General features: G+C 64.9%; 14 protein-coding genes. 2 read left to right on the forward strand and 12 right to left on the reverse strand.

The features are described from left to right. Positions 1 to 49: 49 nt before the first annotated feature. The 7 genes from ACK4FJ_RS11450 to ACK4FJ_RS11480 form a co-directional block, all read right to left on the reverse strand. Positions 50 to 886: an N-acetylmuramoyl-L-alanine amidase gene (locus ACK4FJ_RS11450; protein WP_409766503.1), complete on the reverse strand. Its 837-nt coding sequence runs from the start codon at positions 884 to 886 to the stop codon at positions 50 to 52. A gap of 141 nt (positions 887 to 1,027) precedes the next feature. Then, positions 1,028 to 2,176, reverse strand: a complete 1,149-nt coding sequence (locus ACK4FJ_RS11455; RefSeq protein WP_409766505.1) for a glycerophosphodiester phosphodiesterase — start codon at positions 2,174 to 2,176, stop codon at positions 1,028 to 1,030. Between the two features lie 95 nt (positions 2,177 to 2,271). Next, positions 2,272 to 3,249: a DnaJ C-terminal domain-containing protein gene (locus ACK4FJ_RS11460; RefSeq protein ID WP_409766507.1), complete on the reverse strand. Its 978-nt coding sequence runs from the start codon at positions 3,247 to 3,249 to the stop codon at positions 2,272 to 2,274. A 30-nt stretch (positions 3,250 to 3,279) separates the two neighbouring features. Further along, positions 3,280 to 4,263 (reverse strand): hypothetical protein, encoded by a 984-nt coding sequence (locus ACK4FJ_RS11465; protein ID WP_409766509.1) that lies wholly within the window; start codon positions 4,261 to 4,263, stop codon positions 3,280 to 3,282. An 11-nt stretch (positions 4,264 to 4,274) separates the two neighbouring features. Next, positions 4,275 to 4,802 carry an RT0821/Lpp0805 family surface protein gene (locus ACK4FJ_RS11470; RefSeq protein ID WP_409766511.1) on the reverse strand — a complete coding sequence of 176 codons (528 nt, stop codon included), beginning with the start codon at positions 4,800 to 4,802 and terminating at the stop codon, positions 4,275 to 4,277. A gap of 182 nt (positions 4,803 to 4,984) precedes the next feature. After that, positions 4,985 to 6,211 (reverse strand): glucosaminidase domain-containing protein, encoded by a 1,227-nt coding sequence (locus ACK4FJ_RS11475; protein WP_409766513.1) that lies wholly within the window; start codon positions 6,209 to 6,211, stop codon positions 4,985 to 4,987. A 148-nt stretch (positions 6,212 to 6,359) separates the two neighbouring features. Then, positions 6,360 to 6,929: a NifU family protein gene (locus ACK4FJ_RS11480; RefSeq protein ID WP_409766515.1), complete on the reverse strand. Its 570-nt coding sequence runs from the start codon at positions 6,927 to 6,929 to the stop codon at positions 6,360 to 6,362. A gap of 173 nt (positions 6,930 to 7,102) precedes the next feature. Here ACK4FJ_RS11480 and ACK4FJ_RS11485 point away from each other — a divergent pair, with 173 nt between their 5' ends. Further along, a complete protein-coding gene (locus ACK4FJ_RS11485; protein WP_409766517.1) occupies positions 7,103 to 8,374 on the forward strand; it encodes an adenylate/guanylate cyclase domain-containing protein in 1,272 nt (423 codons plus the stop codon). A gap of 63 nt (positions 8,375 to 8,437) precedes the next feature. Continuing rightward, entirely contained in the window at positions 8,438 to 8,968 is a 531-nt protein-coding gene (locus ACK4FJ_RS11490) for a PAS domain-containing protein (protein WP_409766519.1), read from the forward strand. A 32-nt stretch (positions 8,969 to 9,000) separates the two neighbouring features. Here ACK4FJ_RS11490 and ACK4FJ_RS11495 read toward each other — a convergent pair whose 3' ends face one another. The 5 genes from ACK4FJ_RS11495 to ACK4FJ_RS11515 all read right to left on the reverse strand — a co-directional run bounded on the left by ACK4FJ_RS11495 (position 9,001) and on the right by ACK4FJ_RS11515 (position 16,144). Then, positions 9,001 to 9,501 (reverse strand): universal stress protein, encoded by a 501-nt coding sequence (locus tag ACK4FJ_RS11495; protein WP_409766521.1) that lies wholly within the window; start codon positions 9,499 to 9,501, stop codon positions 9,001 to 9,003. Positions 9,502 to 9,579: 78 nt separating this feature from the next. Then, positions 9,580 to 10,530: a DUF2333 family protein gene (locus ACK4FJ_RS11500; protein WP_409766523.1), complete on the reverse strand. Its 951-nt coding sequence runs from the start codon at positions 10,528 to 10,530 to the stop codon at positions 9,580 to 9,582. Between the two features lie 79 nt (positions 10,531 to 10,609). Beyond that, entirely contained in the window at positions 10,610 to 11,617 is a 1,008-nt protein-coding gene (gene trpS / locus ACK4FJ_RS11505) for a tryptophan--tRNA ligase (RefSeq protein ID WP_409766525.1), read from the reverse strand. A 127-nt stretch (positions 11,618 to 11,744) separates the two neighbouring features. Further along, positions 11,745 to 13,289: a murein biosynthesis integral membrane protein MurJ gene (murJ, locus tag ACK4FJ_RS11510; RefSeq protein WP_409766527.1), complete on the reverse strand. Its 1,545-nt coding sequence runs from the start codon at positions 13,287 to 13,289 to the stop codon at positions 11,745 to 11,747. A 68-nt stretch (positions 13,290 to 13,357) separates the two neighbouring features. After that, entirely contained in the window at positions 13,358 to 16,144 is a 2,787-nt protein-coding gene (locus ACK4FJ_RS11515) for a [protein-PII] uridylyltransferase (protein ID WP_409766529.1), read from the reverse strand. Positions 16,145 to 16,163 lie beyond the last annotated feature (19 nt).

The raw sequence follows: 16,163 nt of genomic DNA on the forward strand, positions 1-16,163 counted from the left end.
GGTCGTTTGGGAAACGCTATACAGGGGCGCGGCAAGAGGCGCGCCCGGATCACGCCTCGCGCAGGTCGGCGGCGACGGGGGCGATCTGCTCGGCCAGGAAGCGCGCCAGTTCGGCGCGGCTTTTCGGGCTGCGCAGGATGCGCTCATCCTGCGGATTGGACAGGAAACCCGTCTCGATCAGCACCGAGGGGATCGCGGGCGAACGCAACACGGCGAAATTGGCCTGCCGCATCGGGTTTTCCAGCAGCTGCACGCGGCGGCCGACACCGGTGATGATACGGCGCTTGGCAGAGAGCGAGGCATTGTGGCTGTGGCGGCGGGCCAGGTCGATCAGGATGGCTGCCGTCTGCTTGTCGGTGGCGCCGGTATCGAAGCCATAGATGGCATCCACCTGGTTCTCACGGTCGGCCAGCCGGCGGGCGAAATCGTCCGAGGCCTTGTCGGCGCGGCTGTAGGCCGACAGGCCGCGCGCGCCGCGATTGGGGGCCGCATCGGCATGGATCGAGATGAACAGGTCGGCGCCTTTGTCATGGGCGAAAGCGACCCGGCTGGGCAGCGGGATATAGGCATCGCGGTCCCGGGTCATGAACACCCTGATGTCGGGATTGCTGCCCAGCATCTGGCGGATGCTCTGGCAGATCGACAGCGTGACGTCCTTTTCCTCGGTGCCGGTCACGCCGATGGCACCGGGATCGCGACCGCCATGGCCCGGATCGAGCACCACGACGGCCGGCGGCCGTTTCGGCGCCGGCCTGGCGCCCACCGATGGCTTGCTGCCCGGAACCGGCACGCTCCCCTTGCGTGCGGCGGCCTGTCCCGGCGCCGCGAAAGCGGCACTGCCGAGCAGCCCGAGCAGGGAAGAGATCACCAAGCGTCGCGTATACATGCCTTGTCCATCGACCGAATCGGTTGAGCGCGCGAATCGGTTGTCTTGGCGGGACGATAAACGCCCGCGGGACTCCCCGGCAAGGACAGTCCGCGCTCAGGCTGCCAAGAGATGGTGAACGCTTGGTTAAAATTGGACGAGTTAGCGGCCTCGGGCCCGCACCGCCATATCGGGAAAATCGCTGAACAGCCCATCCACGCCAAGGTCGAAGTAAGCCTGGTATTCCTTCAGGGGGTCCCCTTTGAAATCCGAAGCCAGGCGGCGCGGTTCGCTGCGGAAGGTCCAGGTATGGACGAACAGGCCCACGGCATGGGCATCGCGCACCACGTCGCTGGGCGGCACCAATACACGATCGCGGTCGTCCAGCGTGCCGTCGCCATTCAGGTCGTCGGGTTTGCCGTCGTTGTCGCGGTCGAGCTGACGGGCCGAGCGCAAATAGGGCTTCCACGGTCCGACGCCATCGGCATAGGTCTTGATCTCGGCGAGACCGGCTTTGCCGACCAGATCCTTGAAGCTCCGCTTGTCGCCGGCCACGACAAAGTCGTAGGGCTGGGCGTAGGGCGCTACGAGCACGATGTTGCCGTCCTTGTCGATGCTATCGGCATCCACCAGCTGCACCAGGCGCACATTCGTCTTGCCGCGCAGGTATTTCAGGTTGGCGGTCTCGAAGCTCTGGATGATCACCGGCGCGGTCTTTTCGGTCCAGCCCTCGGCCTTGAGTGCGGCAAGCAGACGATCTTCCAGCTTGAGGCCGATCTGGTCATGGAAGGTGGGATGCTTGGTCTCGGGGTAGATGCCGACGGTGCGACCGATGCGGGCCGATTCCGCCTTCACCAGGGCAATCACCTCCTGCAGTGTCGGAATCTGGAACTGACCATTCTTGGACTGGTCGCGCTCGGCGAAAGCCTGTTTGGCCCGCAGCGTCTTGATCTCGGCAAGGGTGAAATCGCCGGCGAACCAGTCAGTGGTGTCGATGCCATCGACCTTTTTCGTGACCTTGCGGCTGGCGAATTCCGGCCGGTCGGCCACATCGGTGGTGCCGCTCAGCATGGGTTCGTGGCGGGCGATCAGCACGCCGTCCCTGGTGGCAACCAGGTCGGGCTCGATGAAATCGGCGCCCATCTCGATGGCCAGCTTGTAGGCTTCCAGCGTGTGTTCGGGCAGATAGCCGCTGGCGCCGCGATGGCCGATCACCAGCGGCGGCTGGCCGTTGAGGGTGGGCTGCTGGGCCAAGGCAACAGATGATGAGGCCAGCAACAGGACCACGGCAGAGAAAAAGGCGCGCAACATGGAAGACGCTCCGGGAAGATTCGAACCGGAGCACAGGAAAGCAGATTTCTGTGACAGTTGATCACATGCATCCCGCATAGGGGAGCATGCAGGACTCACTCGACCGTGTATTTCGCCCGTACGTCGTATTTGTGCGACTTCACCCAGCCCTCGATCAGCTTTTCGAGCGCCGAATTGGGTTTCTCGGGCAATACGATCTTAAGCTTCACATATTGGTCGCCGCGCTGGTCGGACGCGCCGCCCTTGAGCGGAAAACCACGACCCTTCAGCCGCAGGGTGGTGCCCGAACTGGCGCCCTTGGGCACGGCGACGGCCACCATGCCGTCGATGGTGGGCACGGCGATCTTGGCGCCCAGCACGGCCTCGTCGAGCGTGACCGGCAGTTCGAGATGGATGTCGTCGCCCTGGCGGGTGAAGAAGGGATGCGGCTCGACCGTCACCTCGATCAGCGCGTCGCCCGCCTCGCCGCCATTGCGCCCGGCATCGCCCTGGTGGCGCAGGCGGATCTGCTGGCCATCGACCAGGCCGGCCGGAATGGTGACATCGAGTTGCTTGGCGTCGGGCATGGTCAGCCGGCGCTTGCAGCCGCGCGCGGCATCCAGGAAACCGATTTTCAGGTTGAAATGGCGGTCGGCACCGCGCATCGGCCGGTTGGCCCTTGCCCCGGGGCCGGCGCCCGCACCGCTACGCGTGCGCCGCATCTGGCCGAAAATCTCGTCGAAGATATCCTCGCCGCCATTTTCAAAACCGCCGAAACCGAAATCGGCGTTGCCGCCGAACGGGCCACGGCCTCCGCGCGCACCGGCACCGGCACCGCCGCGGAAACCGCCCTGGAACCCGCGTGCGCGCGGCTGGCCGGCGGCATCGATCTCGCCGCGATCGTATTTGCCGCGCTTTTCGGCATCGCCGAGGATGTCGTAAGCGGCCGAGACTTCCTTGAACCGCTCGGCAGCCTTGGCATTGTCCGGATTGCGGTCGGGGTGCAGTTCCTTGGCCAGCTTGCGGTAGGCCTTGCGCAGATCGTCCTGACTGACGCCGCGCGCCACGCCCAGCACTTCGTAGGGATCACGCATCTTCGTCGCTCCCCCGCACCAGGCCCGGCTTCATTGCCGCGTCTCCGTCTCTGCACCGGGCCGGCCTTCCGGCTCGAGCTTTTCGGTATCATCGCGGTTTTCGGCGGCATTGAACAGGTCGGGGATCGAAACTCCGCCGCCCGATGTGATGGCGGAATAAAAGCGGCCGAGCAGACCCGGCGATTCCCGCCCGACATCCGCCGGCGTTTCGGCATCCGTTTTGACATCTGCCTCGGCCGTGGCACTGGCAGGTTTTGCTTCCTGCTCCACGCTGGCCGGCGGCGGGTTCTGCGCAGCGGGACTCTGGACGGCCGGAGCCTGGACAGTCGGGTTCTGGACAGCCGGACTCTGGGCCGGCGGACTTTGGGCCTCCAGAGCGCCGGCAGCGCTGCTTTCCGTCTTGTTATCGCCGCCCGCGGCCTTGGGTGACGCCGCCTCGCCCTGCGGCTTGGCCGCACCATCGCCGTCGCGGCGCATCACCATCAGCGACAGGCGTTCCAGCGCATCGGGCTGCCCGGCCTTGGCGGCGTTGTTGTACCAGCCCAGCGCGATGGCCTCGTTCTTCTCGACACCAAGGCCGAGTTCGTACATCAGGCCGAGGTTATACTGCGCCACCGCATGGCCCTGTTTGGCGGCCGCCTCGAACCATTTATGCGCCTCGGCATAATCGATGCTGACGCCTTCGTCGCCCTGCAGATAGATTGCCGCCAGATTGGCCTGCGCGCGGGCAAAGCCGGTTTCGGCGGCGCGACGATACCAGTGCATGGCCTGCTGGATGTCGCGCTCCACGCCCTGGCCCCAGCGATAGAGATGCCCCAGATTGCGCATGGCGGCGACGTCGCCGCGCTCGGCCAGCGGCGCCCAGGCCGCATAGGCGCCGGCATAATCGCCGGCTTCATAGGCTTTCACGCCTTCGGCGAAACCGGCCCAGGCCTGCGGCGATACCAGCAGCAGAGCCGCGGCACAGAGGCCGGCCGCCGCGATCCGGCGTATCGCAGCCCGGGGGCAGGTCATGGCGGTGTCGATCACCCGTTGACGATCTTCCAGCTGCCGTCCGGCTGGCGGCAGGCGGTGCCATAAGCCTGTTCGGTCTTGCCGCCGACGGTGACGGTCTGCTGGAATTCGCGGCAGTAATCGCCATTTGCCGCCGTGCCCTCGCGGGTCGGCGTCACGGTGCCGGAATTGCCGCTGTCGGGATTGCGCCAGGAAATGGTCTGGCCGACCGGGGCGGTGGTCGCCTTCTGGCTGGCCTTTTCCATCTCCGCCTTGTCGGCCTTGTCGAGCGACGATCCGATCTGGTTGCCGAGATAGGCACCCGCCAGCGCGCCGGCGGCCACGCCGACCAGTCGGCCGGTGCCCTTGCCGAACTGGGCACCCAGCACGGCGCCGCCAACTGCGCCCAGTACAGTGCCGACATTCTCCTTGTTCAACTCAGGCCCCTGGCCATTGTTCTGGCAGCCGGCCAAGCCGAGACTGGCGACGACGGCAGGAAGCAGGAAAAAACGCGACAACCGGAACGGCTTGCGGGCCGGATGGGTCGGGGTGGCAGGCATAATAATCGTCCTCGCAACAGGGGCGGCCGACAGCGCCGCCGAATCAGGCGCTTTAGTATATTGGTCGGGTTAACGCCGCTGCAAGGAGGGGGCTGTGGCGGATCGCCGCGGAAAACCCGCGTGCGAACCGGTCTGGCAGACCGTCCGGGCCAACTAAGACGGCAGGACCGGTAGGCCCCGGCTCAGGATTTGCCGAAAAAGTCGATATTGCTGAACAGCGGCGATGGCTCGTCGGCCAGGCGGGAGCCGTCAAACATCTCCAGCCCGTTCGACTTCATGATCGAGCGGATGGTGCGGATATAGTCGGCGCCGCGCACCGAATAGCGGTGCAGCTGACCGGCCAGCTGATAGCTGTCGAGATCGTCGCCACGGGCGCGCATGCTGGCGCGCTTGTCGCGGAACTCGCGATAGCTCGATTTGCTGTTCAGGTTGCGCATATAGGCCGCGACCGACTGTTCCAGGCTGCGGAAGCGCTGCACTTCATAGGTTTCGCCGTCCGGGCGGTTCTCCGGCACGATGCCGTTGCCGGGAATCCAGGTCCACTGGCCGAACACCGCGTTGCCGAGCAGGGCGAAGCGCGACGTGCCCCAGCCCGATTCCTCGATCGACTGCGCCAGCGCCAGCGCCGGCGGAATCACGTCGAGACGGTTGAGCAGCTCGGCAGTGTCGACCTCATCGAGGCCGTACTGGTCGGAAATCTGCCGCAGCCAGGCGTCGTCGCGCGCCGCCAGGGTGGCGCCGCGCTGCAGGCGTTCATGCAGGCGTTCGACGCGCTCGCGGTTGGCGGCTATGCGCTCGTTCTCGCGCAGGATATGCGGCAGCATCACCTTGATGAAGGCGCGCTTGCGCTTTTCGGTGATATTGACGTCGGCGATGTCGATGGGCAGCGCGGCAAGGAAAATGCGCGGCACTTCCAGATGACCGCCAGGGCTGCGCAGATCGGCGAGATCAAAACCTTCCTGCTCGAACTTGCGCAGCATGGCATCCACCGTGCGGTCGGTCTGCGCGCGCAGGGCAGTGCGATGCGGCGAGAGCTGGCGCACTTCAGCGAACCGGCGCGAGGCCTCTTCCGGATTGATCGGCGCGACCTCGGCGGACTGGGCGCGGGTGTCCTTTTGCTGGGCCTTGCCGGCATCGGCAACCGCGCGCGGCTCGACCACGGCACGCCAATCGAGCTGGGCGATCTGGCGCAGGCGGTCCCAGGCCTCGTTCACGCCTTCGCCCATGGATGCATGCTCAGACGCCGGCTGCGCCTGCATGTCGGGGACACGGGCGAGCTGGCGGCTGGACAACAGGCCTACACCGATACCGGAAACCAGGCCGACGGCCAGAAGAAGGCCAAAGCCGGCAAGAATCAGACGCACATCAGAGCCGATGGCAAGCAACCGCTGATCGCGATTAGCCGTCATGGGTCAAACCTCCACAGTTCTCAGCGCCAGTTCCCTTCGACGCAGCCGACAAACACGTCGGACTGCGCCGGGCGCTGCCCTTGTGCGATCCCCCACCAGGAAACGCGTGAAAACCCGTCCGGTTCCGTGACCCGGAACCGGGGGGCGACTAAACTGCCCGAACCTCGGAAACCTCGGGCACGTAATGCTTCAGCATGTTCTCGATGCCGTAGCGCAAGGTTGCCGTCGAACTGGGGCAACCGGCACAGGAACCCTGCATATGCAGGTAGACGACGCCGCGTTCGAAACCGCGAAACACGATGTCGCCGCCATCCTGGGCGACCGCGGGACGCACCCGCGTGTCGATCAATTCCTTGATCTGCAGAACGATCTGGCTGTCGGCCGGATCGAAAGTCTCGTTACCGGCCGGGCCTTCGCCGCCGGCATCGATCACCGGCAGGCCCGCCATGAAATGCTCCATGATGGCGCCCAGCAGAGCCGGTTTCAGCGCGGTCCAATCCTGGTCCGCCGCCTTGGTGACGGTGATGAAGTCGCTGCCGAGGAAAACGCCATCGACGCCATCCACCGCGAACAGCCGCACCGCCAGCGGCGAAACCTTGGCGGTTTCGGCGTCGGTGAAGGCAGCCGAACCGGCAGAGAAATCCTGCGGCAGCACGGCGCGGCCGGGAAGGAATTTCAGGGTCGCCGGATTGGGCGTGGTTTCGGTCTGGATAAACATCACTGGGTCCGTAAAAGGTGACTGGAAATTGGTCGGGGGGTCCGCAAATATCAAGACCAAAGGCAAGGGCAAAACTATGGCAAAGCAAGATTGTTGCCGATTGCCACCCTCTGTTTGGAAGATTTTTAACCAATGTGGATAGAATCGCGGGTTTTCCCCAAGGCTGTGGAGCAATGATTCCGACCGCAAAGGGGGTGGAACGGCTGCCGAGCTGGCCCGATTCGCGGCTTGTTCTGACTCCAGCGGCCCGGTGGCTGATCGAACACGACGGCAAAATCATCCCGATGGCCGACCTGATCGAGGGATTCTGCCGCCATCTGATCGCCGAAGGCATTCCGCTGTTCCGCGTCACCACCGGGCAGCCTTCCATGCACCCACTGACCTTCACGCGCGGCTTCACCTGGCAGCGCGACGCGGGGGTGACGATGACCGAACGCGGCCATGGCGTGGTGCGGACGGCCGAATATCTCAATAGCCCGATCGCGGTGATCCATCAGGGCGCCGCCGCCATCCGCCGGCGCCTGGCCCTGGCCGATACGCCGATGGATTTCGGCATCCTGCACGATCTGAAGGCCATGGGCGTGACCGATTACCTGGTGCTGCCCATGCGGTTCACCCAGGGACCCGGCATGGGGGGCAACGACGGGCAGAATATCTCCTTCATGAGTTTCGCCACCGACCGGCCGGGCGGCTTCCGGCCCGAAGAGTTGAGCTATCTGGAGGAACTCATGCCGCTGGTGGCCCTGCGCCTGGAGCTTGAGGCCGGCCGCCGCATGACCCGCGACCTGCTCACCACCTATCTGGGCCGCGGCCCGGCCAAACGGGTGCTGAAAGGCAATTTCATGCGCGGGCGCGGCTACGAGGTGGAGGCGGCGATCTGGCTGTCCGACCTGCGCGGCTTCACGGCATTTTCGGATCGGCGACCGCCGCAGGAGGTGGTGGCGATGCTGGACAGCTATTTCGACGCCATGGCGGTGCCGATCCAGGCCCATGACGGCGAGGTGCTGAAATTCATCGGCGACGGCCTGCTGGCTATCTTTCGGGTCGAGGACAGGCCGGGCGGCCGCGAGGAAGCCTGCCGCCGCGCCCTAACCGCCGCGCGCGAGGCCTTCAACGGCCTGTATGAATTGAACCAGGGCCGCGCCATCGAGGGCGCGCCGCCGGTGCGGGTTGGCATCGCACTGCATGTGGGCAAGGTGGTGTTCGGCAATATCGGCGCCCGTGACCGGCTGGACTTTACCGTGATCGGCCGCGCGGTAAACGAAGTCGCCCGCGTGGAAACCCAGACCAAGGTCCTTGATCGGCCGCTGCTGACCTCGGCGGCCTTCGCGGCAGAGGTACGCGATTGTCCGCTGATATCGGTGGGCTTCCACGCCCTGCGCGGCGTGCAGCAGCCGCAGGAATTGTTCGCACTCAGCGGCGAATGTCTGGCGGGGTACGAATAGCACCGTATACGGCTTGCGTAGTCTTTATTTGTCCCGTTCCCGCTTCGGGTGCAGACTTGCGGCATGGCGGCTGATCTCCCGATCTTGGCCCATGACGCCAGGCTGAATTACGTGCTGGCCTGCTGGCAGCGCTGGCGTGGCGCGCATGCATGGCCGGCGCATGAGGATATCGACCCGCTGGACCTGAAGGCCCTTCTGCCCAACCTGTTCCTGCTCGAAAGTATCGATGCGGGCCGGCGCTTCCGCTTCCTGCTGGCCGGCAGGACGGTGCGCGCGAATCTGGGATTCGAACTGAGCCGCCGCCATCTCGACGAACTGTTCAGCGGCCCGCAACTTGCCCAGGCCGAGACATACTATCGGCAGGTCATCGCCGGGCAGGGACATTATGGCGTGCAACACTGGCTGCAGCGTGACAGGCCGATCATGGAATTCCGTCGCCTGCTGCTGCCGCTTGCGGCCGACAGGCAGCATATCGATGGCATACTCGGCTTTGGGCTTTACGAACGACTGGACGGCAATGCGGGAGAGCCGGTCGACCACCTCAACGATCCGGTTTCGATCACGGTCCTGGCCGCGCATGCTGTACCGCTATAGCGGCGCATAGCGGCATCATCGCGCAGGGCGGGTCAGGTCAGCCGGTCGATCTGCTCGTCGGTCAGGCTGCCCGGAATCACCGTGATCGGGAAGCTCAGGTTGCCTGCCATCTGCCCGGCCAGTGCGGCCACCAGCGGTCCCGGCCCCTCGCCGCCCGGCGCTGCCGCCAGCACCAGCATGCGGATCGCCGGATCCTCGTCGATCAGCTTGAGTATCTCGTCGCGCGCCAGACCTTCGCGGATCACCAACTCGGGCAGGATTCCGGATTCCTGGTTCACCTGTTCGGCCAGTTTATGCAGCAGATCTTCGGCCGCATCATGGGCTTCCGAACGCATGATCTCGGCCACGCCGGCCCATTGCTGGAAATCAATCGGCTCCACCACGCGCAGCATCACCACGCCGCAACGAATGTTGCGGGCGCGCTTGGTCGCATAGCGCACGGCGACGCGTCCCTCGGCCGTGTCGTCGACGACGACAAGGAACTTGCTGCGGCGCTTGGCGGCGGCTTGCTTGGCGATGTCTTTGTCATTCATGGACGGCAGGTTGCCATTGCCTGCGGTGGAAAGGCAATGGCTAACCTTGAGGGCGTTAACCTTGGTGTCGCGCCGCCATCATTTCTGCAGGATGTTCACAACTTCATACACCTGCGTGCGGGCGCGTTCGACATAGAAACCCATCGAACCGAGATGGTTGGGCAGGATCACCGCGTCGGGCTTGGCATTGCTGACCACCATCGGCTTCAGCCCGGCGCCGGCAGCGAACGAGGCCAGCATCTGGTCCCAGGTGCCGCCCAGCTCGCGGTCGCGGATCACGTTGGCATAATCCTGCCGCAACTCGCGCAGCACCATGTAATAGGCGTAAAGCTGGCCCTTGACGCTGTAGAAGACATCGTCGCTTTCAGTGTCGATCCACAGGCTGCTGCCCTCGGTGATGCGACGGTCTATCGCCGCCGAGGCCGAACCGATATCCAGCGCGATACGTTCCAGCGTGGCCTGCAGGTTGTCGCCGCGGCGTTCAAACACCGCCTGGCCCTGGGCGAGGCGCTGGTTATAGCTGAGCAGCGCACTGCGGGCCTTGCGGTACTGGTCTTCCGATTTCGCGGTGGGCAGCAGCGAAGTGGAGAAATCGAAAATCCACTTGGTGCCGGAATACTGCAGCAGGCCGGCCGCTTCCTGCAAGTCGCGGTCGGTCTGGCTGGAGCCGCGCGTGCGGCCGATCTGGTCCACCATCTGGAAGGCGAAGCGACCCAGCGCATGAATCATGCCGAGCTGGTAGTTCGGCATGTTGTCGAGCATCGACCCGGGCATGAAGAACGGATCGTTGGCGACCCAGCCGTTGCGGTTCACTTCGCGGTCGACCAGGGCGGCGGCCATGGCGACGGCGCGGCTGGCTGCCGGCACCTCGGCGGCCGGAGGCTGATAATCGAGGTTATCGTCCACCTTGTGGGCGATCAGCATGCCGATCGGATAATACAGGCCGAAGACCAGCACGACGGCCACCACGGCGATCTGCACCCAGCGGCCGCGCAGGCGGGAGACGAAAGAATCGGTGCTGTCGGTCATAATTTCTCGGCCGGAAAAATGAAGGGGCAGGCCCCGATAATGTGGGCCTGCCCCGGCACAGGTTCAAGGTGGAGAAAGATTACGGGCGCAGGAAACCCACTGCGTCGTATACCTCCCGTATGACCGGCGCCGAGAGGGCGCGGGCCTTTTCGCCGCCGTCGCGCAGGATGCCGTCGACATAACCGGGATCGGCCATCAGGCGGCGCATTTCCGCGGTGATCGGCCCCAGAACGCCGACCGATACCTCGGTCAGCATCTTCTTGAACTCGGCGAAGCCCTTGCCGGCGCAGTCGACCACCGCCTGTTCCAGCGTCTTGTCGCTGAGCGCGGCATAGATGCCCATCAGGTTCTGCGCCTCCGGCCGACCTTCCAGGCCTTCCACCGTGTCGGGCAGCGCTTCCGGATCAGTCTTGGCGCGCTTGATCTTGTCGGCGATGGCGTCGGCCGTGTCGGTCAGGTTGATGCGCGACTGGTCGGAGGCATCCGACTTCGACATCTTCTTGCTGCCGTCGCGCAGGCTCATCACACGCGTCGCCGTGCCGAAGATCTGCGGCTCGGTCAGCGGAAACATCTCGCGTCCGTAATCGTGGTTGAACTTCTGCGCGATGTCGCGGGTCAGTTCCAGATGCTGCTTCTGGTCCTCGCCGACCGGCACATGGGTCGCCTTATAGGCCAGGATGTCGGCAGCCATCAGGGCCGGATAGGCGAACAGGCCGAGCGAGACATTCTCGCGATCCTTGCCCGCCTTCTCCTTGAACTGCGTCATGCGGTTCATCCAGCCCATGCGGGCGACGCAGTTGAAGATCCAGGCCAGCGTGGCGTGGTCGGGATTCTGCGACTGGTTGAACAGAATGTTCTTCTTCGGATCGATGCCCGAGGCGATCATCGCCGCCGCCAGCTCACGCGTGGACCGAGTCAGTTCGGCCGGGTCCTGCCATACGGTGATGGCATGCATGTCGACCATGCAGAAGATGCACTCGAATTCGTTCTGCAGCGCGACCCAGTTGCGCACCGCGCCGAGATAGTTGCCGAGATGGAGATTGCCGGAGGGCTGGATGCCCGAGAAAATGCGCCGTTGGAAGGCCATGGAAGTCCCTTGCGGTTTGGGGCGGTGGAAGGCCCCGGGTATGGGAAAGAGTTAAGTTGAGCGCGCGGTTATCGCCGGGGCCCGCGATCCCGTCAACCCCCGCGCCCATCAGCCCATGCGGCCGTGATCAGCGGCGCAGGGCGGTGCGCCATTCCGCCGGCCGGGTCGCCCCCAGCACCAGAGCCGACAGCAGGAAGGTCACCAGACCGCTGCCGACCAGCGCCACCAGGGCGGCTATCCGCAGGCCGAAGCCGCCGGCATACCAGCCCGGCAACACAAGGCGGTCAAGCGCGGCCAGCACCGCCACCATGGCCAGCGAAGCGACTAGGATACGCCAGCTGCGGGCTTTCAGTCGGTCATCGGCACGCCAGTGGCCGCGCCGGCGCAGCACATAGAGCAGCAGCATTGTATTGACGCTGGCGGCCAGCGCGGTCGCCAGCGCCAGGCCGACATGGCCGAAGCGCGGCATCAGCGCGAGGCTAAGTCCGATATTCACCACGATACTGACCAACGCCAGCTTGACCGGCGTGCGCGTATCCTGGCGGGCATGAAAGCCGGGCGTACAGGTGCGCGCGAGCACATAACCCGGCAGGCCAACGGCATAAGCGAAAAGCGCCGCCGAAGTCTGCCGCGCGGTTTCCAGGTCAAACTCGCCGCGCTGGAACAGGATCGATATGATCGGAAACGGCACCACCAGCAGGGCGGTGCAGGACGGCAGCGCCAGCAGCAGGGCAAATTCCAGCGCACGATTCTGCGTCACCAGTGCGCCGGCATGATCGTCACGGGCAAGCTGCGCCGAGAGCGTCGGCAGCAGGGCGGTGGCGATCGCCACACCGACAACGCCGATAGTGAGCTGGTTGATGCGGTCGGCATAGAACAGATACGACACCGCGCCGGCCGGCAGCAAAGACGCGAGGATCAGGCCGACCATCAGGTTGACCTGCGTGGCGCCGGCACCCAGCGCGGCGGGCAGGATCAGCTTGAACAGCCGCCGCAGCTTGTCGTTCAGCCGCGGCCGCCGCAACCGTAAATCGATGCCGTTGCGCCGTGCGTCCCAGGCCAGCCAGAGAAACTGCAGGATGCCGCCGACCAGCACCGACCAGGCCAGGGCATAGCCGGCATTGGGGACATGCGGCGTGAGCAGCAGCATGCCGGCGATCATCACCAGGTTGAGCAATATCGGCGTCGCCGCCATGGCGAAGAAGCGGCCCAGGCAGTTCAGCACCGCACCGTAGAGCGAGGCGAGGCTGACAAACAGCAGATAGGGGAAGGTGATGACGGTGAGCGTCACCGACAGATCGAAGCGCTGCGGGTCGTCAACAAAGCCCGGCGCCAGCAGAATGATCACCGCCGGCATGGCGATCTGCGCGATCAGCGTGAAACCGAAGGTGGCAAGCAGCAGCACGGCCAGCGCGCGCTCGGCGAAAAGCTGCGCCGCCGCCTGCCCCTCCTTGGTCTGGATATGACTGAACAGCGGCAGGAAACCGGCGGTGAAGGCGCCCTCGGCAAACAGCGAGCGAAAAAAATTGGGCAGGCGCAGGCTGACGAAGAAGGCATCGGCCACCGGGCCGGCACCCAGATAGCGCGCGATCAGCAGATCGCGAATGAAACCCGCTATGCGGCTGACCATGGTGAGGCCGCCGACGGTGGCGATGGCACGGAACAGAGACATCTACGCGACTATCCGAACAGGCGGGGCGGGCGGAGTATAGGCAAGCAGCGCCTGCACCGCCACTGTCATCAGGCCGCTTTCGCCGCGGCCTTGCCGGAAGGCTTATCCTCGGCCGGCGCGATCTTCTTCAGCAGATGCTTCTCGATCTGCTGCAGCCGCCTTTTGTCGGTCAGCTTCATGCCGGTCAGGTCCTGCACATAAAACACGTCGACGGCACGCTCGCCATAGGTGGCGATATGCGCCGATCCGATGCTCAGATTGAGGTCATATAATCCACGCGTGACATCATAGAGGAAGCCTGGCCGGTCGCGCCCATTCACCTCGATCACGGTGTAGCGGTTGGACGCGGCATTATCGACCAGCACGCGCGGCTCTACCTTGAAGACGCGGGTGCGGCTGGTCTGTCCCGGCCGTTCCGGCGCGATGGCCGACCGCAGCTTCAGATCGCCCGACAGGGCGCGTTCCAGGGCGGTGTTGAGTTTCTTCAACTGCTCGGGGCGGTCGAAGGCCTTGCCGTCCATGTCCTGGATGTAAAAGCTGTCGAGCGCCATGCCGTCATTGGTGGTGAAGATCTTGGCGTCGACGATATTGGCGCCGGCTGCGGCCATGGCGCCGGCGGCACGGGCGAACAGGCCCGGATGGTCGGGCGCGTAGAGCGTGAACTCGGTGACGGCACGGAACCGGTCGGGCCTTGAGGCGGTGGTCAGGCTGCGGCCCGACTGGTCGGCCTCGCGCATCAGGGTGGCGTGACGGGCAATGGTTTCCGCGTCGTTGGAATACCAGTAATTTTCGTAATGACGCTTGAGCAGCCGGTCGGCCTCGGCCTTGCTCCAGCCCGACAGCAGGCTGCGTGCCTTCTCCTTGGTCTCGGCGATGCGTTCCTCGCGACGCCGTCCGGTGAAGCCGCCGGAAAGGAATTCCTCGGCGCGATAATACAGGTCGCGTAGCAGCTGGCCCTTCCATCCGTTCCAGATGGTGGGGCCGACGGCACGGATATCGGCCACCGTGAGGCAGAGCAGCAGACGCAGGCGTTCCGGGCTCTGCACCGCCTGGGCGAAATCCACCACCGTTTTGGGATCGGCAATATCGCGCTTGAAGGCGGTCGCCGACATCAGCAGGTGCCAGCGCACCAGCCAGGCCACGGTTTCGGTTTCCGCCGCCGTCAGCCCGAAGCGCGGCCCCAGTTTCTCGGCCACCTTCTCACCCAGCACGGAATGATCGCCGCCACGGCCTTTGGCGATATCGTGCAGCAACACGGCGACATAGAGCACGCGGCGCGACAGTACCTCCTTGATCACATGCACGCTGAGCGGATGGTCTTCCTTCAGCGCGCCGTTCTCGATGCGCGACAGGATGCCGATGGCGCGGATGGTATGCTCGTCCACCGTATAGGTGTGATACATGTCGTGCTGGGTTTGAGCGACCACGCGGCCGAAATCCGGTACGAAGCGACCGAGCACATCGGCCTCGTTCAGACGGCGCAGGGTCGTCTCGGGATCGTTCACCGAGCAGAGCATGTCCATGAACAGCCGGTTGGCTTCAGTGTCATTGCGTAGCTTGCCGTCGATCAGCTTCAGGCTGCGCCGCACCAGCCGCAGGGCCTCGGGGTGGATGTCCAACCCCTGCTCCTGCGCCAGGTGGAACAGCCGCAGCATCTTCACTGGCTGCTTCTCAAACAGGGTTTCGCTGCCGACATTGAGCCGGCCGCCCTCGACCTCGAAACCGTCCAGCTGTTTCGGCCGCTTGATCTTGGCGCGGATCGCCGCCAGCGGTTTCTTCTTCTTGTGGCGCTCTTCCAGGGCGGCGGCGAAGATGCGCGTCAGGTCGCCCACTTCCTTGGCAACCAGGTAGTATTTCTTCATGAAGCGCTCGACATCGCGGCGGCCGGGCCGGTCGGCATAGCCCATCGCCTTGGCGATCTCCGTCTGCATGTCGAAGGTAAGGCGTTCCTCCGGCCGGTTGGCCAAGTAATGCAGGTGGATGCGCACGGTCCACAGGAATTCCATCGCCTGCACGAAGCGGCGATGCTCTTCCGCATGCAGCAGGCCGCGGGCGATCAGTTCGGCGGTGTCCTCGACGCCGTAAATGTATTTCGTGATCCAGACCAGGGTGTGCAGGTCGCGCAGGCCGCCCTTACCTTCCTTCACGTTGGGCTCGACGACATAACGCGAGTCGCCCATGCGGCGATGGCGGTCGTCGCGTTCGGCCAGCTTCTTCTCGATGAAGTCCGGCCCGGTCTTGGCCACCACCTCGGCCTGGAAACGGGTTTTCAGCTGCGCGGCCAGTTCCTGGTCGCCCCAGATCCAGCGCTGCTCGAGGATGGCGGTGCGGATGGTGATGTCGCCTAAACTGAGACGGATGCATTCATCCACCGAGCGCGTGGCATGGCCCACCTTCAGGCCAAGATCCCACAGCAGGTAGAGCATGTATTCCACCACCTGCTCGCCCCAGGGCGTCTGCTTGTAGGGGAACAGGAACAGCAGGTCGACATCGGAAAACGGCGCCATCTCGCCGCGGCCGTAGCCGCCGACTGCCACCACCGACAGCTTTTCCGCCGCCGTGGGATTGGGCAGGCGGTAGACCCGGTTGACGGTGAAGTCGAACACCAGGCGGATGACCTGGTCGGTGAGGTAGGCAAGGGCCTGCCGCGTCGACAAGGCCGGCGCGCCGGCCTGGAACCGCGCCTGCACCACACGCCGGCCCTCGTTCAGCGCCGCCTTCAGCAGCACCAGCGCCTGCTTGCGCTGTTCCGCCGTGCCATGCATGCCCTCACCGCCCAGCGCGTCGAGCTGCAGCGTCAGCGCCTTGCGGTCGATGATCGCGCGCGGATCGGGGATGAGGGGGCGCATCTGCATGGTCAGGATATATAGCGTT

Source organism: Ferrovibrio sp. (genome assembly GCF_046297595.1).
In the GTDB taxonomy this organism is placed as follows: Bacteria; Pseudomonadota; Alphaproteobacteria; order Ferrovibrionales; family Ferrovibrionaceae; genus Ferrovibrio.

Bases quoted from the DNA above. Each gene is read 5' to 3' on its own strand.
- ACK4FJ_RS11450 (WP_409766503.1), bottom strand. From the start codon at position 886: ATGTATACGCGACGCTTGGTGATCTCTTCCCTGCTCGGGCTGCTCGGC.
- ACK4FJ_RS11455 (WP_409766505.1), bottom strand. From the start codon at position 2,176: ATGTTGCGCGCCTTTTTCTCTGCCGTGGTCCTGTTGCTGGCCTCATCA.
- ACK4FJ_RS11460 (WP_409766507.1), bottom strand. From the start codon at position 3,249: ATGCGTGATCCCTACGAAGTGCTGGGCGTGGCGCGCGGCGTCAGTCAG.
- ACK4FJ_RS11465 (WP_409766509.1), bottom strand. From the start codon at position 4,263: ATGACCTGCCCCCGGGCTGCGATACGCCGGATCGCGGCGGCCGGCCTC.
- ACK4FJ_RS11470 (WP_409766511.1), bottom strand. From the start codon at position 4,802: ATGCCTGCCACCCCGACCCATCCGGCCCGCAAGCCGTTCCGGTTGTCG.
- ACK4FJ_RS11475 (WP_409766513.1), bottom strand. From the start codon at position 6,211: ATGACGGCTAATCGCGATCAGCGGTTGCTTGCCATCGGCTCTGATGTG.
- ACK4FJ_RS11480 (WP_409766515.1), bottom strand. From the start codon at position 6,929: ATGTTTATCCAGACCGAAACCACGCCCAATCCGGCGACCCTGAAATTC.
- ACK4FJ_RS11485 (WP_409766517.1), top strand. From the start codon at position 7,103: ATGATTCCGACCGCAAAGGGGGTGGAACGGCTGCCGAGCTGGCCCGAT.
- ACK4FJ_RS11490 (WP_409766519.1), top strand. From the start codon at position 8,438: ATGGCGGCTGATCTCCCGATCTTGGCCCATGACGCCAGGCTGAATTAC.
- ACK4FJ_RS11495 (WP_409766521.1), bottom strand. From the start codon at position 9,501: ATGAATGACAAAGACATCGCCAAGCAAGCCGCCGCCAAGCGCCGCAGC.
- ACK4FJ_RS11500 (WP_409766523.1), bottom strand. From the start codon at position 10,530: ATGACCGACAGCACCGATTCTTTCGTCTCCCGCCTGCGCGGCCGCTGG.
- trpS (WP_409766525.1), bottom strand. From the start codon at position 11,617: ATGGCCTTCCAACGGCGCATTTTCTCGGGCATCCAGCCCTCCGGCAAT.
- murJ (WP_409766527.1), bottom strand. From the start codon at position 13,289: ATGTCTCTGTTCCGTGCCATCGCCACCGTCGGCGGCCTCACCATGGTC.
- ACK4FJ_RS11515 (WP_409766529.1), bottom strand. From the start codon at position 16,144: ATGCAGATGCGCCCCCTCATCCCCGATCCGCGCGCGATCATCGACCGC.